An 18,516-nucleotide genomic window follows, 5' to 3' on the forward strand; every position below is an offset into this window, starting at 1 on the left:
TCACTTGTTGGGCGTGCGCCCCTGGGAATGGGACCTGCTTACGGTCGAGCAAACGGACTCCCTTTTGGGTTGGCTTGACGACTACAAGAGACAACTTGATGAGGCAGAAGCCCAGTTGAAACGGAGGTGACGGAGTGGCCTCCGATACCTCGCTTGTGTTCCGACTCATTGCACGCGATGAGGCTAGTCCCGAACTATCGGCCATGCAGGAACGGCTATCTACGGCCTCTGCCGGTATCGGTATGGGAGTTGCCGCAGCACTCGGAGTAGGCATTGCGGAAAACCTCAACACAGAGGCAGCCAACGCCAAGCTAACGGCACAACTGGGCGTTGGGCCGGCGGAGGCTGCCGAGCTTTCTAAGGTGTCCGCAAACGTCTACGCGAACGCCTGGGGCGATTCGACGGCGACCGTCAATGAGGCAGTCAAAGGTGTTTATCAAAACATCGGAGATACCTCTAAGGCGGAGGGCGGACTAGAAGGGGTCACAACTAAAGTCCTCGCTCTCGCGGAAACGTTTGATCAGGACCTTGCAATGACCACCGCTGCGACTGGTCAACTCCTGCGCACGGGGCTAGCAAAGGATGCTGACCAAGCCCTAGACATTATCGCTAAAGGCCTGTCCTCCGGTGCCGATAAGGCGGGCGATTTTCTCGAAACCCTTAACGAGTACTCGACGCAATGGCGCCGCGTTGGTCTCGATGCCCAAACCGCAACGGGCCTACTCGCGCAGGGCCTCAAGGGTGGCGCGCGCGATGCGGATCAAGTCGCGGACGCTATCGGCCAATTCGGCGAGTTGTCTTTGGCGGGAGGCTCGACGGTTGAGGCCGCGTTCAAAAGCATCGGTCTAAACGCGGGCGACATGGCAACGATGATTGGCAAGGGTGGGGAGTCCTCTAAGCAAGCGCTTCAGATGACGCTAGACGCGATGCGAGGCACCAAGAATGAACAGATAAAGCTCAATGCGGCGACTGCGCTATTTGGAGATCCGGGCGCCGTTATGGGTGACGCGCTTTACGCGCTGGACCCTGCTAGCGCCGCCGCGTCTTCCGGCATGAACAAGGTTACCGGCGCAGCTAATAAGGTCGCGAAGACTGCCGGAGGTACGGCGGCCTCCTCGCTCGAATCTTTTAAGCGCAAGGCGATACACGCGCTAGGCGAGGCAGGCGGAGTAGTCGTCAAGTTTGGGATGAAAAATCAGGGCCTAATGAAAGGCTTGGGAATCGTCCTAGCTGTCGTCGCAGGGCTTGTGATGACGGTCGCCGTAGCCCAGAAGATTTATGCCACATATACGGCTATCGCGACGGTAGCGACCAACATACATAACAGCGCGCTCTATCGAACCGTGGCCGGATACCTGCGACTTATGGCGGTTGGCCTTATGGCCATGGCGCGGATTGCTGCCGCATCCGTTGCCTCCGCAGCAACTACCGCAGCCGCATGGGTAGGAAGCGCCCTTGTCTCTATCGGCACGTGGATAGCCGCTGTGGTGCGCGCAGGCGCCACGGCCCTTGTGCAATTCACCCTCATGGCCGCGAGGGCAGTTATATGGGCAGCAACCATGGCCGCTCAATGGCTAATCGCCATGGGTCCCATTGGTTGGATCACCATTGCCGTAATCGCAATCGTCGCGCTCATTGTCGCCAACTGGGACAAGATCAAAGAGTGGACAGTCAAAATCTGGACATGGCTTTGGGGGCACATTAAGAGCATCGCCGCCAAGCTCTGGAATATCTTTCTTAATTGGACTATTGCCGGATTGATCATCAAGCATTGGGACAAGATCAAGGCGGGAACGGTCCGCGTCTGGAATGTCACAATGACTTGGATCAAGAGTATCCCTGGGAAGGTCGTTTCGTTCTTCCTGAATTGGACTCTATACGGGTTGATCATCAAGCATTGGGGCCGGATAAAGAGCGGCAGTATTCAGGTCGCAACGGCCCTTGTGACTTGGGTAAAGGGTCTACCTGGGCGCATCTCTAGGGCCGTAGGAAGTCTCGGATCACTGCTGTACAACAAGGGAACCAACGTTGTCCGTGGGCTTTGGAATGGCATTAAGGCCATGGGGCCATGGATCGTTTCTCAGATCAGTAGTTGGGCGAAATCCGTAATCCCTGGGCCGGTCGCTAAAGCGCTAGGCATTTCGTCGCCCTCGCGCCTCATGGCCGAACGCGTCGGTAGGCACGTGCCTACGGGCGTCATGCTGGGCGTACGAGCGCGTACAGCCGCCCTGAAAGCCAACATGCACGCATGGGCGGTAGAGGTTGTCTCGCCTGTCCGCAGGGCCGCAGAAAGGGCTATGGATAGGGGCGACGGGTCGGGTTCCTCCCATTCCTCCTACGCGCCCAGCGCAGCCGCACCCATGCGACCGCTACAGGCAAACCTAGTGGTTGACGCACGCGTGTTGGCTTCCGTTCTCATTGACCCATTGCGCGGAGAGATTCAGCGGATATCCGGGGGCAACGTACAGAAAGCTCTAGGGAAGGGGAGTCGGTGACTTTCCCCAATACTCCTCTCACGTCAAAAGCGGAACTCTACATAGACAGCGCGTGGACCGACATAACAACGGACGTCTACCAGCGTGATCCCATCACCATCACTCGCGGCCGGACCAACAATGGTGATGACGTCGACCCAACGCGCTGTACGCTCACGCTGAATAATCGTTCCGGTAAATACTCCCCTCGCAATCCCACCGGTACATATCACGGGAAGATCGGTCGGAATACTCCTCTTAGGGTTTCCGTCAATGCAGGCTCTATGGCGCTCGACCTACCGGGCGCCGTAGGCGATTGGGCTAGCACTCCCGATACCGCCTCATTGGATATCACAGGTGACCTTGACGTGAGGGTAGACGCGTCGCTAAGTAATTGGCTCGACCCTTCTAGTGATGCATCCGTGTCGGAGCACATCGACCTAATTGCCAAGTACGGCACTTCCCCACAGAAATCTTGGATGCTGGGCATTCGCGGTTACGACCTTTATTTTGATTGGTCGGCAGACGGAACCAACACAATTACGGCTCGCTCGACTGTCCCTTTCCCTGCCTCACCTACAGCGCGCATAGCGGTACGGGTAACCCTCGATGTCAACAATGGCGCCTCCGGGAATACCGTGACGTTCTATACGTCTGACTCGCTAAGTGGCACATGGGCCCAACTGGGTGACCCTGTAACACAAGCGGGAACAACCTCAATATTTGCCTCAACGACAGCTCTAAAGATTGGCGACGCTACGCCGTTCACGTTTGGTCGTGCCGCAGGGTCTGTGCATGCCGCCCAGGTCCGAAACGGCATCGCAGGCACCATCGTTGCCAACCCGGATTTCAGTGCGCAGGCGAGCGGCACGACGTCCTTTGCGGACAGTGCGGGGCTCACGTGGACCCTCGCGGGGAATACCTCCATAACTAATCGCAAGGTGCGTTTCGTGGGTGAGGTGAGCGAATGGCCGGCTGAATGGGACATCTCCGGAGAGGACGTCTATACGCAGGTCACGGCGTCGGGAGTGCTCCGCAGACTGTCTCAAGGGAACTCGCCGATTAAGTCGACGCTCACTCGTCGGCTGCCCACTCTTGACCCTGTCGCATATTGGCCTATGGAGGAAGGCGCTAACGCGATACTTGCGTACTCGCCCATAGAGGGTGTCGACGCCATGATTACGAGTGGCGTGTCATGGGGGGAACTAGACACCCTGCCCGGATCAAGTGCGCTTCCGACCATGCCGCTAGGGTCGACTAGTTCAGGCAATGTGCCTGCGCCGGACGGTAGTCCTACGTCATGGCAAGTGGAGTTCGTCTATAACCTGAGTGAGGCGCCTACGGACTTTATCCGTATGTGGCAATGGAACACTACGGGAACCGTTGCCACATGGGCCGTGCAGCTCGAATCGTTTGCAGGGATATACACGCGCATACTTATCGTCAACCGTGAGGGCGTCATTCTTGCAACGTCGTCAGTTGCTGCCGGAACTGATACCTATACAGGCGGTTGGAATCGTTGGCAGATTACCGCCACCCAGAATGGCGGAAACGTTGACTGGGTGTCGAAAATCCTTAACGGTAACGGTCCGGTGGTCACGGATAGCGGCAGTTTTGCCGGGACGGTCGGACGCGTTCGGCAGGTCTATTCTCGTGAGTCGACGGGATGGAACCCGGAGAATTCCACCCTGTCAACCGGTCACATAAGCGTGTTCTCTCCCAGCGATACTGACGCATACACGGATGTATATACGGGGCTGGCAGGGGAGCGAGCGGGTACGCGCCTCGCGCGCCTCGCAGAAGAAGAGTCCGTAACCGTAGCCGTATTCGGGAACCCGGAAATACAGGCGCAGCTAGGGCCGCAGAAGTCTGCGACTTTGCTTGACATTCTGAGGGACTGCGCGGAGGCGGATGGCGGCATTCTGTACGAACAGAGACACGCTAGCGGATTGATATACCGTGACGCGTCCTCCCTCTATAACCAGCGAGTCAGGTTGGCGCTTGATTACGAAACGGCGGGACATGTAGCGCCCCCATTCCAGCCGGTTGATGATGACCAGTTGGTAAAGAATGAAATCGTGGTAAGCCGCAGAAATGGTGCCTCTGCCGTTGCCGAACTCAGCACGGGCACCCTGTCCACGCAGGCGCCCCCGGAGGGCGTAGGGCGCTATCAAGACTCCCGTGAGTTCAACTTCTATGACGACACTCAACCCGCCAACATGGCCGAATGGCTCTTGATGCTGGGCACCTGGGACGAGGCGCGTTACCCGACACTGCACGTGGACTTGGCCGCAGGCCCCTCGCTCATTGATGACGCTACGGCGGTCGATATTGGCGACAGAGTCACAGTGTCCAATCCTCCGGAATGGTTGCCACCGGACGACATAGACCTATTGGTTCAAGGCTACTCGGAGGTCATCAAAGAGTACGAGTGGGATATCACTTACAACTGCACGCCCGGCGCCCCTTGGTCGAGCATTGCCCAGGTGGGTACGGCGCGAGCGGACACGTCCGGCTCGACGTTGGCAGCCGCCATGACGTCTAGCGCCACGACTGCATATGTCCTCACCTCAACCGGTCCCGAATGGGTTGACAGCTCCAATCACCCCTCCGATTTCCCCTTTGATATCAGGTTGGCCGGCGAACGCGTAACGGTTAGCGCGTGCACTGGTAATGCGGTCGACGCATTCGGCCGGTCGGTTTCCAACGCATGGGGGACTGCCGATATCGGAGGCGCTTGGAGTACGGGCGGGGGCACGTCTGCCGATTACGCCGTTGGTAGTGGCATAGGCACTCACACGCTCGCCACGGCCAACTCGTCACGGCGCACGTTCATGAGTAGCACGTTCGCCGATTTCGATATGTACGTTTCGATAGCGACTAGTGCACTTGCGACCGGCGGGTTTCTTTCCGGCGGCATTACCGCGCGCCATGTTGACGGCGACAACCTCTATACGGCTAGGGCCGCATTCAATACCGATGCGAGTATCACTCTGTCCATTCGTAAGCGCGTAACAGCAACTGAGACAGAGCTAGTCGCAGGAACGATTCCGGCCCTTACGCACGTGGCAGGGACGTTCTATCGAATGCGCTTCAACGGTAGCGGAACGACCCTTAGAGCGAAGCTCTGGCTAGCCACGGATGATGAGTCCGTGGCATGGGACCTAAGCACAACGGACGCTAGTTTCGCAGCGGCCAATCTCGTCGGCATACGTTCCATTTCTGCGAGCGCCAATACGAACGTTAACCCTGTCATGCGTTACGACAATTTCGTGAACATGAGTCCGCAGGTAATGACCGTTAGTCGATCTGTGAACGGCGTAACTAAGGCGCAGAGTTCAGGCGCAGCCGTAAAGCTCTGGACGCCTTCCTATGTGCCGTACCTACAGGGGGGTACAGAATGACCGCATGGAAATCAGGGATGCTGGTTACGGCTGCGCGCCTACTCGATGACACTCCTACAACCACGACGTCCGGTATCACCATGGCCACCGGATTTACGCTCAATGATTTCTCCGCATATCGGGTGGGCAACCTGATTGAGTTCCGCGCCTATATCCAACGGTCCGGCGCGGACATAACGCAGACGTCCGGCAACATAGCCGACACAGCTATATGCACTCTCCCCAGCGGTTGGCGCCCTACGTCGGGAACGACACAGGGTTTCTGGGGAAGTGGCGTCGAGGGCGGAGATTACGTCTACGGAACGGATGGCATCTGTACTCTGCGTACCGCCTCCGGAGATATCAATACCGGCGCCAACATCCGGCTACATGGCGTGTTCGTTGTCGACTAGGGGGCGCTAGTGAATGATGCGTTCCTGCAATACGGCGCCGTAGGTGCGATAGCCCTATTTGCTCTTGCAGCTGTAAGGGTCATGTACGCCAACGCGCAAAAGGTGTACGAGCAAGAGCGGGAAAGGGCGGACCGGCTAGAGGCAGAGTTGAGAGAGCTTAACCATGCAGTGCGAGGTGAATACCTCACGACCATTTCGTCTGCTACGCGCGCTATAGCGGATGCTCTTGCTTCTATCAGAAGGGGCGCCTAGTGGGAAATGTTGACGCCCTCGTTGCGGAATCGCAGCGCCTGCGTGATGAGTTGCTGCGGACGGCTGCCCGGTTGGATGCATTCTGCGAGCAACTTAACGATGCCGTGACGGCTATGGGTGGCGGTGAATGTGGCGACGGATCAAGAGATCAGGGATCTAGTGATACAAGCGAACGAATTGATTGAGAGGGTCAACGCGCTAGTTGGTGGGACCGGCGATCAGATGGTTTCGCTAGCCCAGACAGCGAAACGTAACCGGCGCATGATTTGGGTTCTCTGGGTTGGTTTCGTTCTCGACATAGCACTTACCGTTGCCATGAGTTTTGGTTTCGTCACCTTGCACAGTGTCGCTAGTCGAGTCGACGAAACGCAGCGGCTCACACAGACACAGGTGTTGTGCCCCCTCTATCAACAGTTCATCAATTCGGACACTCCTGCCGCTCGCGCATTGGCCGCAGAGAACGGCCAAGACATGACCAGACGTGCGGAGGCTTTCAGGGTGATACGACAGAGTTACGCAGTGCTCAACTGCGAGTAGGGGACGTCATGGCCGAACTCATAAGAGGCGTCGACGTCGCCTCATACCAGCCATCGAGCTACGAGGTAAAGGGCCTTGACTTTGTGTTCGTCAAGGCCACGGAAGCGACCGGATACGTGAACCCTAAGTTGGCTGCGCAGGCTGCGAGGGGGCGTGACTCAGGCCTCGTCGTTGGCTTCTATCACTTCCTGAGAAAGGGCAACCCGGAGGCACAAGCGGCCTACTTCCTCAAGCGGGCCGGCGCACGCGCAAACGAAATTTTGGCGTGCGATTGGGAGTCTGCGCCGGACGGGAGTACGCCCAGCAACGACGAGAAAGACAGGTTCATTCGGGAGTGTGTGAGGCTCGCCCCCAGGCATCGAGTGATCCTGTATTGCAACCGTGACTATTGGCTGAACCGTGAGCGATCGAACTACGCGGGTGATGGCTTGTGGATAGCCGACCCAAGCGCCCCGGAGGGGCATCCGCGGATCTCTCACCCGTGGCTGTTTCACCAATATTCGATTAGCGGCGGCATGGACCGGAACCTAGGCAACTTCCCGACGCGCGCAGCGCTCCAAGCCTGGGCAAAGGGATCTGAGCCGGCGAGCACAGGCGGAATAGGAGGGGGCGCAATGGCGCTCACGGCAGATCAGACGTACGCAGCCGTATGGAAGACAGACAAGGTCCCGACCCTCGCGGACGCATCGGACGCCCAGGCCAACCCGACGTGGCAACCCGTGAGTGTCCTCCGGGACGTGTGGGCGAGTACACGGGACACGCAGGCGCGCGTACGGGCCCTTGAGGGCGAGGTGGCTGCCCTCCGCGCGCAGCTCGACGCCATGGCCGCGAGCCTCACGCAGCTCGACGTGTCCGGCGCCCTGGGCGCCCTACAGGCAGCCATCAACGCAACGACAATCACCCTGTCCGCAGGGGGAGGTAACACGCCATGAACGTCTATCTCAAGAGGCTCGCCGAGCAGGCCTTTGCTACGGCCCTGGGTGGCTTCCTCGCGGCCTGGGCGGCATCCGGTTGGGACTTGTCACAGGCTGCCTTTGGCGCAGCCATAGGCGCCGGTTTGCGCGCCGTGTACGGCATGGCTGCGGCACCCTTTGGGGACAAGGACTCCCCCAGCGTGGTCAAGTAGGCCAGACAGCAAAACGCCCCCCTGCCTTTCCTGGCAGGGGGGCGTTCCTTGCGTTGTGGCTATTGACACAAGCGGCACGTATCTAGGTGACGGTTAAGCGCAACCGCCTGCGCGCGGCGCGCGCTGTCTACGCTTCCGGCCGCTGCGATAGCGGACGCGTCCCGCTTATGATTTGCCGCTATGTCTGCATCCCGGTTGATGCGCCGTTGATAGCTTGCTGCGATTCGTTCGAATGTCTGGCATCGATAGCGATTCATCGTTCCCAATCTCTGAGTCCGAAAAATAAAACCCGCCACCTTGCTCGGTCCAATACGAGCAAGGTGGCGGGAGTCTGTATTCCCTTGAGGTACTTCCTGCCCAGCGCAAGGGAAGCGCGTTCCCGCCCTAGTTCGGTCGAGCCGATTTCGGGTGGCACATCGGAGCGGCAGCCATCGAGTGTTCAGCTAGGGGTTACGCCTGTATGTCGTTGCGGACGCGCTCAAGCTCCGCGCGCAGCTCGGGGGAGTTCGGGTCTGTGCCGAACCGCTCAATGAGGTCACGCACGCGCTGTAGGTTTGCGCGCAGGGTGACAGCTTCCGGGCAGTCACGGCCCAACCAACGACACTGTCTGTCGCACTTGCCCACGTGCTCAAGCCACTTGAGCCATTCCGGCTCGTCGGCAATCACGCGCGGCTCAACGTGGTCGCGAGGGTCATGCGTCATGACTGCCGTTCCTCCGTAATGGGGTGCGTGACAAAGCGCCGGACGTCCTCCGGGTTGGCGTAGGCGTCGCCCACGTAGGGCCGCTCGTACGTCTCTGGCTTGAACCATCGGGACCGGCCCTCAAGGTGGGCGCCTGTCCAATCCGGCGCGAGGGGCGCCAACTCCCTACCCGTTGTGGCGTGTTCCTCTTGCCACCTCTTATCCCAGCGCCCTTGACGCGCCTCGCGAGGGTCCGGCAGGGCGCCCAGCGCCTGGGGCGCCTGCTCCTGGGGCGCTGGGGCGTCGCTGGGCGCCCTGTGCTTGCCCTGGGGGCGACTCTTGGCCAAGAGCCACCATCCGACGACTGCGGCACCCAACACGGCTGCCACGTAGCCGATAAGATCTCTCATTGTTCGTACCTTCCTTGATCAAGGTTCGGACGTCCCCCAAGCGCCTCTGCCGGGCACAAGGGGGGAACACGCGCCCAGGTGAACGCACTCACCTGGGCGCGTGCGAGGTTCAACGCACCTAGTCGGGGGCGCCTGGGCGCGGAACCTCTGACCCGTTGAGGGGCGCCACCTGGGCGCGCTCAACGGGCGCTGGGGGTAGGTGTTCAAGCAACCTGGGGCGAATCGGCTCGATGCGGAATCGTTGCCGCTCGCCCTTTGCCATGACTGCGAGTTCGTAGGCCTTGCCATGCCAGAGAGCAAGACCGACGGAGCGGTAATTGCGCCACTCAAACCAGGCGTTGAATGCGCGCGCCTCGCCTCTCGTCATTTCTAACGCCCGGATCATTCCCGCCATTGCTCGAATGGCGGGACCGGAGGTTATGTGTGTCTGGCCCTCCGGATCATCGATGTGTCTTACGCGGTACATGTCACCCTGCCAACTCTGTAGGTGTCTTGACTTCCACCTCTGCCCAAACTGTCTTGCCTACAACTTCCGGAATCCACCCCCAGGCGCTCGCAACCGTCTCGACAAGAAATAGGCCCCTGCCACTTTCCGCATGTGTGGTCGCGGTACGAGCCTGCGGCCCTAGCCCAAGAGGGGCGTCTACGTGATCCCTCACAGAGACATGGAATATGTCTCCCACAAACTCAAAGGACACGTAGAACGCCAACCCGGATTCGCTATGCCGGACAGCGTTCGTCGCGAGTTCGCTAACGACAAGCTCAATAGCGCTTGCAGAATCGCTAGCGTCAGAAATTCCACGCTCTATGAGGAAGGCTCGTACGTCCGTACGCACTTGGCGTACGGCTGCGGCTTGAGTGGGATACTGGCGACGCGTGGACTGTTCGGGCATAGCTCACCCCTAGGTGCCTCATGGGGACCTGTGTGCGGACGGTTGGCGTCCGGTCACAGGCGGTTGGGCGGCTAACAACGTTGCACATGCGGGGGCGCCTTTGCAACGTTGTTGGCGAACCTCCCCCACATGGGGGATGCTCAAGTGCCCTGGGCCGGCTACAGGGTTGACACTGTTTGCCCAGGTCAGAGACGGGAGGACACACGGCATGGCGTCACGCTTCACAGAGCCAACGGCGCGTCAAGTACGCCTAGGGCACGCCCTTGAGGCACTGCGGCTTGAGCGGCTGCCTGCGGAGGATCGCTCTCTACGCAAGGTGGCGGGAGTCCTAGGTTGGGACCCTTCCAAGCTGTCCCGCATCGAGACTGGGCGCCTGGGGATCTCAGAGGTAGACCTAGAGCGGTTGTTCACCCTGTACGGGGTCAAGGACAAGGGGCCGGACGGAACCGTTCGGCTCAAGATCATTGAACTCAAACGCAAGGGGAATGAGCGCGGTTGGGAGACCCAAGTGCGTGACGTGGTCAACGTCGAATACGCGGACTACATCGCATACGAGGGCGACGCTGAAAGCATGTATAGCGCCCAACCAATGCTTGTGCCAGGTTTGTTGCAGACGCATGACTACGCGTCCGCAGTGCTGGGCGAGCACTTGACGGATATCCCAACGGAGGAACGCGAGGAACGGCTAGCAATTCGTGCGCGCAGGCAAGAGGTTTTCGAACGCCCTAACCCTCCCATGTTTTGGGGCGTGATAAGTGAGTCCGTGCTCCGTCACGTGATCGGCTCGCCCGAAATCATGGCGGATCAACTCGACCGCTTGCTAGAGCGATGCGCCAACAACCCGCATAACACAAATATTCAAGTGCTGCGTGAGGAGTCATCAACTCACGCGTCACTCTTCGGCCCGTTCGTTATCTTGTCTTTTCCCGAACGCTGGGAACCTGACATTGTGTATGTGGAGGGGTACACAGAGAACCGATTTCTTGAGGACGCCAAACGGGTCAAGTGGCATAGCGACCTATTCCGGCGCCTTATGAAAGAGGCACTTACAGGGCCGGAATCAGTACAGATGATCGGCAGATACGCAGACCGTTACCGCAAGGGGTAATAGTGGAACACATCATCAAGGATGCTTCGGCGCTTGACGTCGAATGGCAGAAGGCATCCGCGTCCGGGGCCAACGGCGATTGCGTCGAGACTGCGCCTCACGCTGGGGGCGTCGCTGTCCGACACAGCAAGGTCCCGACCGGTCCGGCGCTCGCCTACACGGAGGCTGAGTTCCGGGCGTTCGTTGCAGGCGTCAAGGCAGGCGAGTTCGATCACTTGCTTGGCGAGTAGCTAGCCGCACCCAGGCGCCTCCCGTCCGTTGCTGGGCGGGGGGCGCCTTTGCGTTGTCTGCCTATGGCCTGCGGAACATGGCGGACAGGCGTTGTCCCCTTTCCCCAGGGGCGTACGAGCCTCAATACTTGCGCATTCAAGATTGCCTGCGCTTTAAGATTTTTTGGGGCGTGATTCCCTTTGGCCGCTGGGGAGTTGGGGCCCCTCTCCCTTGATCGGCAAATTTACTTGCCTGTGACGGTTGACACATGCCACCAGCAGTTTCAAGGTTGTTCGCAGAGAGACGGTTTGCAGACTGCAAGCCGCAGAGTCGCTAAACGGAACGGCCAACCTAGGACCGACGTTTAGGGCCCCTCTACATACCCACATATCTTGGGCCGGTTGAAAGAGCCGCTTGGGGATACACCTATGCCCCTTGCCAGACTGTTACCGGTAGGTCTGCCAGGACATGGCGCGCAAGTGGGCACAGGTGGCAGACAGCAAGCGGCAGGGCCGCGCGCACAAGCCTCGCGCACTCAAGCTAGCGAGAACGGCGCGCGACCCTGTCACAACATTGATAAGCAAGTTTGGAGTAATCCAATGACTATCACCATGACTGCGGGGGGAATCGCAAATGGTGACGTGATCTGCACGCAGGCCGGCTATCCGATAGCGCGTGTGAGCGCGCACAGTAAAGCCCAGCGAGGCAAAGTCGTTCGATGCTGCATGACGAATTGTGCGACCGGAGAGATTGAATCTCTCGTTGACTACCCGGCCACTCAGACAGTCCACGTGGACCGAGAGAGGTAACCGTGTATCAAGGTCCCTCGCGCGACTGCGACATGCCCCCTGGGGAGGCGTCGAGCCGCGCCCCTGGGCGCCCTCTCGCAGCCTCTCAGGTCGAGCATGGGCAGCCGGACCGGACGGAGGGCGAGCGCGTCAGAGACGCGGCCATAGCCGCTATCGTCGACGCGTCGCCCCCACTGTCAGACGCCCAACGAGCAAGGCTGACAGTCCTGTTGGAACCCGGACAAAGCCACACAGACCTTGATCACAAGTAGGTCACAAATTGAGCCCCAAGCCTGTAATCGGGTTTCCGGAGCCGTTGGGGCCGAGGAAACCGTGCACTTCGCCGGTCTCGACGGTGAGGTCGAGGCCGTCCAGGGCATGCGTCTTCCCGAACGACTTGTGGAGTCCGGACACCTCGACAGCGGGGCTGGCCTTCGTCATGTTTCCGAACGTACGCTTACTTCAGAAATTTGTGAAGTTAAGGAAGTGTATGAATGACAGTTACACTCGGCGTATGACGGAACCGGGTGCGGCAGAGAGCGGGCGGGACCCCGACGCGGTGTCCAAGTTCGTCGAGGGCTTCGCCGCCCAGCTCGTCGAGGGCGGGATGCAGCGCATGGCGGCCCGGGTCTTCGCGGCACTGCTCGCCTCTGACGCCGGCGCCCTTACCTCGGCCGAACTCGGCGAACAGCTCCGGGTCAGCCCGGCCGCGGTGTCCGGCGCCGTGCGGTATCTGTCCCAGGTGCACATGGTCTCGCGGGAGCGCGAACCCGGCTCGCGGCGCGAGCGGTACCGGGTGCACAGCGACCAGTGGTACGAGGCGCTGACCAACCGCGACGCCATCCTGAAACGCTGGGAGCAGACCCTGCGCGTCGGCGTCGACAGCCTCGGCGCCGAGACACCCGGCGGCCGGCGCATCGCCGAGACGCTCGCCTTCTTCGAGTACCTGGAGGGCGAGCTCACCCGGCTGATGGACCGGTGGCACGAGGAGCGCGCAAAGACCTTCGGGCAGGGTTCCTGACGCGCGGTGGCGGCGCGTCGGGGCCCTGCCCGAAGGTCCTGGCTGTGCTCAGTCCACGTTCACGTTCATGTGCACGTTCATGTGCTCAACTCGCCTACCGTTACCGCTCCTTGGTCTCCTCCAGCACCGTCCGCCCCAGCAGTGCGTACCGCTCGGGGGCGCGGTGCTTGAGGTAGGTGGCGTAGCCGATGCCGCCCGCCGCGATCAGGGCGACCAGCCATGGCGTCGACTTGAGGACGAGTGAGCCGGACTCCGTGCCCGCCGCGACGCCCATGTTGGACACCAGCAGCACCACCACCGCGAGCATCGCCAGGCCGCCGATGAGCGGGGCCGTGAACGTCCGGAACCAGTGGCGGCTCTCGGGGTGGTTCTTGCGGAAGTAGGCCAGGACCGCGAAGGAGCAGATCGCCTGGACGACGAGGATCGCCATGGTGCCGAGAATGGCCAGCAGGACGTACGTACCCGTGTACGGGTCCTTGTGCGCGGCCCAGAAGCCGAGCAGCAGGAGGGCGCTGATGATCGTCTGGACGAAGCCCGCGACGTGCGGGGAGCCGTGGTCGGGGTGGGTGCGGCCGATGGTCCGCTTGAGGGAGGGGAGTACGCCCTCGCGGCCCAGGGCGTACATGTAGCGGGCGGCGCAGTTGTGGAAGGCCATGCCGCAGGCCAGTGAGCCGGTGATCATGAGCCACTGCATGACGACGACCGCCCAGTGGCCGACGTAGTGCTCGGTGGGGTTGAAGAACAGGGCGAGGGGGTTCGAGGACGAGGCCGCCTTGACCGCCTCCGCCTCGCCGTTGCCCGTGATGGCCATCCAGGAGACGAAGACGTAGAAGACGCCGACGCCCAGGACGCTGATCATCGTCGCCTTGGGGATGATCTTCTTCGGGTCGCGGGACTCCTCGCCGTACATCGCGGTCGACTCGAAGCCGACCCACGACCAGAAGGCGAAGAAGAGGCCGAGGCCGGCGCTGGTGCCCTGGAAGGCGTTGACGGGGTTGACCGGGCCGAAGGTGAAGCCGTTCGGGCCGCCGCCGTGCAGGGCGACCGAGATCGCCATCGCGGCGAGGATCGTCACCTCGGTGCCGAGGAGGACGACCAGCAGCTTTTCGGCCACCGACACCCCGAACCAGGTACCCGTGGCATTGATCGCGAGCATGACGATCGCGAACACCCACCAGGGGACGTGGACGCCCGTCTGGTCCTCCACGGTCGTGGTCGCGAAGACCGAGAAGATGCCGATCAGGGCGGGCTCGAAGACGACGTACGCGAAGGTGGCGAGCAGCCCGGAGGCGAGGCCGACCGTGCGGCCGAGGCCGTAGGAGATGAAGCCGTAGAAGGCGCCGGTGGACGTGATGTGCTTCGCCATCGAGGTGAAGCCGACGGCAAAGATTGCCAGGACGACCATTGCGACCAGATAGCTCGCGGGGGCGCCGATGCCGTTGCCGGACGACACCATGAAGGGCACGTTGCCCGTCATCGCGGTGATCGGCGCGGCCGTGGCGACGGCCATGAAGACCACGCCCAGCAGGCCGATAGCGTTCGGCTTCAGCCGGTGAACCGTGCCGCCGTCGCCGGGAGTTGTCCCCGTGCCCGTCTCTTCCGCCGGGGCTACGCCCTCGTCCACTGCCATCGGGTGGCCCCTTCCTGGTTGCTTTTCCGCATACTGCCGGTGGGGTGGAACTCTGTAGCCCGAATGAGTCGGTCAAGGGTGTCGGCGCGTTAAATGTTTGTCAACCAGACCTTTAGAAATCTGACCGCAACACGTGGCTCGTACGGTCGTCGCCATGAGCACGTACAGCACGTACACCTCCACTCTTGGCGGCCACAGCTACCGCTTCGACTCCCTCGCGCGCCTGCTCGCCGCCGCGAGCCCCGAGCGCTCCGGCGACCGGCTGGCCGGCCTCGCCGCAGACTCGGCGCAGCAGCGGGTCGCGGCGCGCTGGGCGCTGGCGGAGGTGCCGCTGGCTCAATTTCTCGCCGAGCCGGTGATTCCGTACGAGGACGACGACGTGACCCGGCTGATCGTGGACACGCACGACCTGGCCGCCTTCGCGCCGGTGGCCGCGCTGACCGTGGGCGGGTTCCGGGAGTGGCTGCTGTCGGAGGCGGCGGACGCCCAGGCGCTGGCCGCCGTGTCGCCGGGGCTGACGCCCGAGATGGTGGCGGCGGTGTCCAAGCTGATGGGGAACGCCGATCTGGTCGCGGTGGCGAGGAAGGTGCGGGTGGTGACCGCCTTCCGGTCGACCATCGGGCTGCCCGGGCGGCTGGCCACCCGCCTCCAGCCCAACCACCCGACCGACGACCCGGCGGGCGTCGCGGCAGCGCTGCTGGACGGCCTGCTGCTGGGGTCGGGCGACGCCGTGATCGGGATCAACCCGGCGACGGACAGCCCCAAGGCCGTACGCGACCTGCTGGAACTGCTGGACGGGGTCATCCAGCGCTACCGGATCCCCACCCAGTCCTGCGTGCTGTGCCATGTCACGACGAGCGTGGACCTGATGGAGCGGGGAGCGCCGGTCGACCTGGTCTTCCAGTCCATCGCGGGTACGCAGGCCGCGAACGCCTCGTTCGGAGTGACCCTGGGGCTGCTGGACGAGGCGTACGCGGCGGCGGGGGAGCTGAACCGGGGGACGGTCGGACGCAACGCCCTGTACTTCGAGACCGGGCAGGGCAGCGCACTGTCCGCCGGCGCCCATCACGGGGTCGACCAGCAGACCGTGGAGGCGCGGGCCTACGCGGTCGCCAGGCGCTACGACCCCCTGCTCGTGAACACCGTGGTCGGCTTCATCGGCCCCGAGTACCTCTACGACGGCCGCCAGATCCTCCGCGCCGCCCTGGAGGACCACTTCTGCGGCAAGCTGCTCGGCCTGCCCATGGGCCTGGACATCTGCTACACGAACCACGCCGACGCCGATGACGACGACGTGGCGACGATGCTCACCATGCTCGGGGTCGCGGGCGCGTCCTTCGTGATCTGCACGCCGGGCGGCGACGACATCATGCTCAACTACCAATCCGCCTCGTACCACGACGCGTTGTACCTCCGCGAGGTCCTCGGGCTGCGCCCGGCGCCGGAGTTCGAGGCGTGGCTGGACGGCATCGGCCTGCTGGACGAGCGGGGAGCGATCCGGGACGTCTCCGGTACGGCACATCCGCTGACGGCGATCGGAAAGGAACTGGCGGCATGACGGATCGTCAACTGACTGCTGTGGCCGATGACTTCACGATGTGGGCGGCGCTACGGCGGCACACGCAGGCCCGGATCGGCCTCGGCCGCGCGGGCTCTGCCCTCCCCACCCGCCACCGCCTGGAGTTGCAGGCCGCGCATGCCGCCGCCCGGGACGCGGTGCACTCGCCCTTCGAACCGGAGGTCGTCGCCGCCGCCCTGACGGGCGAACCGACGGTACGGGTGCGCAGCGCCGCCGGCGACCGGCTGACCTACCTCCAGCGCCCCGACCTGGGGCGCCGCCTCGACGACATCGACCGCGCCCACCTCCCCGGCGGCGACTGGGACCTGGTGTTCGTCGTGGCCGACGGCCTGTCCAGCCGGGCTGTGCACGAGCACGCGGCACCGATGGTGCGGGCGACGACGGCACTGCTGGAACCGGGGCTGCGGGTGGCCCCGGTGATCCTGGCCGAGCAGGCGCGGGTGGCCCTCGGCGACGACGTGGCCCACGCGATGGGCGCCGCGATGGTGGTCGTCCTGATCGGCGAACGCCCCGGCATGTCGGCGGCGGACTCATTGGGCGCGTATCTGACGTACGCCCCGCGCCCGGGCACGACCACGGACGCGGACCGCAACTGCCTGTCCAACATCCGCCCCCCGCTGGGCCTGACCTACGAGACGGCGGCGGCGAAACTGGCGACACTGATGGCGAGGGCGCGGGAGCTGGGGCTGACGGGGGTGGCCCTGAAGGACGAGTCGGACTCGCCCCCGCCGCTCCTGCCCCCGAACCCCCGCTCCTCGAACGCCGGAGGGGCTGACATGTCGGCGCCGGCCGGCATCTCCGGCCCTTCCGGGGGTCCCCCCTCCGGGGGAGTTTGAGGACGAGGCCCCTTCAGGGCCGAAGCGGGGTCCTGGGGGCGCAGCCCCCAGGAACGGGACGGGGCGGGTGAGGGCGGCGGGGGCGAAACCCTCCAGGCCAGATCTGGCTAGCCCGGCAACGTCAGCCCCCAAGCCCCCTCCCGCACCACCCACGTCCGCCGTCGCACAGGCCCGCTCACCAGGCCCGCGTCCGCCCGATACCGGAAATCCGCCCCGGACACCGTCACCCGCACCCCCACCGCCCCCAGCGGGGACGCCTCCGCGCCCACCGACACCGGACGGACCTCCACCCGGGCGCCCCCGGACAGGCTTGGCCTCAGTGTGACCGCCTCCACCGGCTGGTCCAGGTCCACGAGGGTCACCCCGTCCACCTCGACGCGCAGTCGCGAGGGCCCGGGGCCGCCCGCCGGTGGGGCCACCCGGGCTCCCCGCGCCCCTCGGGCCGGCCGTGCCGCCAGGGTCCGTACCAGGGACTGGCAGCTCCGCAGCCAGGGATGAGCCGCGGCCCCCGTATCCGCCTCCGCCTCCTCGGAGCCGTCGGTCGCCGGCCCTCGTAGCGCCGGGATGCGCACCGCGCCCACCACCACTCCGTCGCTGTCGTCGACGAGGAGGTCCAGGCGGCGTTCGGCGCCCTCCAGGACGGCCCGCGCCGCGGCCACCGCGCCCGTGGGGACGCCGAGGGAGCGGGTGAGGGAGAGCACTCCGATCGCGCCCACCGGGACGATCGACAGTGCACATCCGGCCAGTTCCCGCTGCCGGTGCAGCAGGGCCACCGTACGCAGCAGGGCCCGGTCGTCGCCGATCACCACCGGCCTCCGGGACCCCCTCCTGGCCAGTGCCCGAGCGAATTCCTCGGGACTTTCCGGGAGGCACACCTTTGTCCTCGCACCCGCGCTGAGCACGTCTTTCGCAATTCGTACAGACTCGCCGTCCGTCCGCCGGGCGACCGGGTCGATGACCACGAAGAGCTGGTCGGAAGTCGCCACCTCGGTCATGCCTCGCTTCCTCGGGTAGCATCTTTGTGCAAGAGCCCCTTGCGCTATTGCGCCAGGGGCTTGGTCTATTCCGGGGCATCCGGGTCCGACGGGTTGCGGCCGACGATGGTCGCCGGTGTACGAGGCATGAGCCGTGAGCTCAGACGCGTACGCCCCTGGCCTTGGACATGCCCCGCCCGG

General features: G+C 63.0%; 13 protein-coding genes and 1 pseudogene. 9 read left to right on the plus strand and 5 right to left on the minus strand.

Annotation, left to right across the window (positions count from 1 at the left end; all coding sequences use genetic code 11):
• Nucleotides 1-134: 134 nt before the first annotated feature.
• From OG595_RS22710 to OG595_RS22725, 4 genes are all read left to right on the plus strand, one after another.
• Nucleotides 135-2,495: a phage tail tape measure protein gene (locus tag OG595_RS22710; protein ID WP_329274783.1), complete on the plus strand. Its 2,361-nt coding sequence runs from the start codon at nucleotides 135-137 to the stop codon at nucleotides 2,493-2,495.
• A 1,286-nt stretch (nucleotides 2,496-3,781) separates the two neighbouring features.
• Nucleotides 3,782-5,878 carry a hypothetical protein gene (locus OG595_RS22715; RefSeq protein WP_329274786.1) on the plus strand — a complete coding sequence of 699 codons (2,097 nt, stop codon included), beginning with the start codon at nucleotides 3,782-3,784 and terminating at the stop codon, nucleotides 5,876-5,878.
• Between the two features lie 1,189 nt (nucleotides 5,879-7,067).
• A complete protein-coding gene (locus tag OG595_RS22720; RefSeq protein WP_329274788.1) occupies nucleotides 7,068-7,991 on the plus strand; it encodes a GH25 family lysozyme in 924 nt (307 codons plus the stop codon).
• On the plus strand, nucleotides 7,988-8,185 hold the full coding sequence (locus tag OG595_RS22725; RefSeq protein WP_329274791.1) for a hypothetical protein: 198 nt from the start codon (nucleotides 7,988-7,990) through the stop codon (nucleotides 8,183-8,185). The genes OG595_RS22720 and OG595_RS22725 overlap by 4 nt, the downstream gene beginning before the upstream one ends.
• A 450-nt stretch (nucleotides 8,186-8,635) precedes the next feature.
• On the opposite strand, the gene OG595_RS22730 is transcribed toward OG595_RS22725, so the two are convergent.
• Both OG595_RS22730 and OG595_RS45410 read right to left on the minus strand, forming a co-directional pair.
• Nucleotides 8,636-8,887: a hypothetical protein gene (locus OG595_RS22730; RefSeq protein ID WP_329274794.1), complete on the minus strand. Its 252-nt coding sequence runs from the start codon at nucleotides 8,885-8,887 to the stop codon at nucleotides 8,636-8,638.
• An 856-nt stretch (nucleotides 8,888-9,743) separates the two neighbouring features.
• A complete protein-coding gene (locus OG595_RS45410) occupies nucleotides 9,744-10,169 on the minus strand; it encodes an ATP-binding protein (RefSeq protein WP_443073113.1) in 426 nt (141 codons plus the stop codon).
• Between the two features lie 208 nt (nucleotides 10,170-10,377).
• Between OG595_RS45410 and OG595_RS22735 the strand changes: the two genes are divergently transcribed.
• Both OG595_RS22735 and OG595_RS22740 read left to right on the plus strand, forming a co-directional pair.
• Nucleotides 10,378-11,277 (plus strand): helix-turn-helix domain-containing protein, encoded by a 900-nt coding sequence (locus tag OG595_RS22735; RefSeq protein ID WP_329274796.1) that lies wholly within the window; start codon nucleotides 10,378-10,380, stop codon nucleotides 11,275-11,277.
• 2 nt (nucleotides 11,278-11,279) lie between these two features.
• Nucleotides 11,280-11,507, plus strand: a complete 228-nt coding sequence (locus tag OG595_RS22740; RefSeq protein ID WP_443073114.1) for a DUF397 domain-containing protein — start codon at nucleotides 11,280-11,282, stop codon at nucleotides 11,505-11,507.
• Between the two features lie 1,062 nt (nucleotides 11,508-12,569).
• Here the strand turns inward: OG595_RS22740 and OG595_RS22745 are convergent.
• A pseudogene (locus OG595_RS22745) lies at nucleotides 12,570-12,716 on the minus strand (ABC transporter); the annotation flags it as partial.
• A 73-nt stretch (nucleotides 12,717-12,789) separates the two neighbouring features.
• Here OG595_RS22745 and OG595_RS22750 point away from each other — a divergent pair.
• A complete protein-coding gene (locus OG595_RS22750; protein WP_329274799.1) occupies nucleotides 12,790-13,296 on the plus strand; it encodes a GbsR/MarR family transcriptional regulator in 507 nt (168 codons plus the stop codon).
• A gap of 100 nt (nucleotides 13,297-13,396) precedes the next feature.
• On the opposite strand, the gene OG595_RS22755 is transcribed toward OG595_RS22750, so the two are convergent.
• Complete coding sequence (locus OG595_RS22755; RefSeq protein WP_329274804.1) at nucleotides 13,397-14,926, minus strand: APC family permease; 1,530 nt, start codon at nucleotides 14,924-14,926, stop codon at nucleotides 13,397-13,399.
• 154 nt (nucleotides 14,927-15,080) lie between these two features.
• Here OG595_RS22755 and OG595_RS22760 point away from each other — a divergent pair, with 154 nt between their 5' ends.
• Together OG595_RS22760 and eutC are read left to right on the plus strand one after the other, a co-directional pair.
• Nucleotides 15,081-16,484 carry an ethanolamine ammonia-lyase subunit EutB gene (locus OG595_RS22760; RefSeq protein ID WP_329274808.1) on the plus strand — a complete coding sequence of 468 codons (1,404 nt, stop codon included), beginning with the start codon at nucleotides 15,081-15,083 and terminating at the stop codon, nucleotides 16,482-16,484.
• Nucleotides 16,481-17,341 carry an ethanolamine ammonia-lyase subunit EutC gene (gene eutC / locus OG595_RS22765; protein ID WP_329274811.1) on the plus strand — a complete coding sequence of 287 codons (861 nt, stop codon included), beginning with the start codon at nucleotides 16,481-16,483 and terminating at the stop codon, nucleotides 17,339-17,341. Before OG595_RS22760 ends, eutC begins: the two co-directional genes overlap by 4 nt.
• 107 nt (nucleotides 17,342-17,448) lie before the next feature.
• Here the strand turns inward: eutC and OG595_RS22770 are convergent, their stop codons facing one another.
• Nucleotides 17,449-18,336: a diacylglycerol kinase gene (locus tag OG595_RS22770; protein WP_329274813.1), complete on the minus strand. Its 888-nt coding sequence runs from the start codon at nucleotides 18,334-18,336 to the stop codon at nucleotides 17,449-17,451.
• Between the last annotated feature and the right edge of the window lie 180 nt (nucleotides 18,337-18,516).

It is taken from the genome of Streptomyces sp. NBC_01451, from assembly GCF_036227485.1.
In the GTDB taxonomy this organism is placed as follows: domain Bacteria; phylum Actinomycetota; class Actinomycetes; order Streptomycetales; family Streptomycetaceae; genus Streptomyces.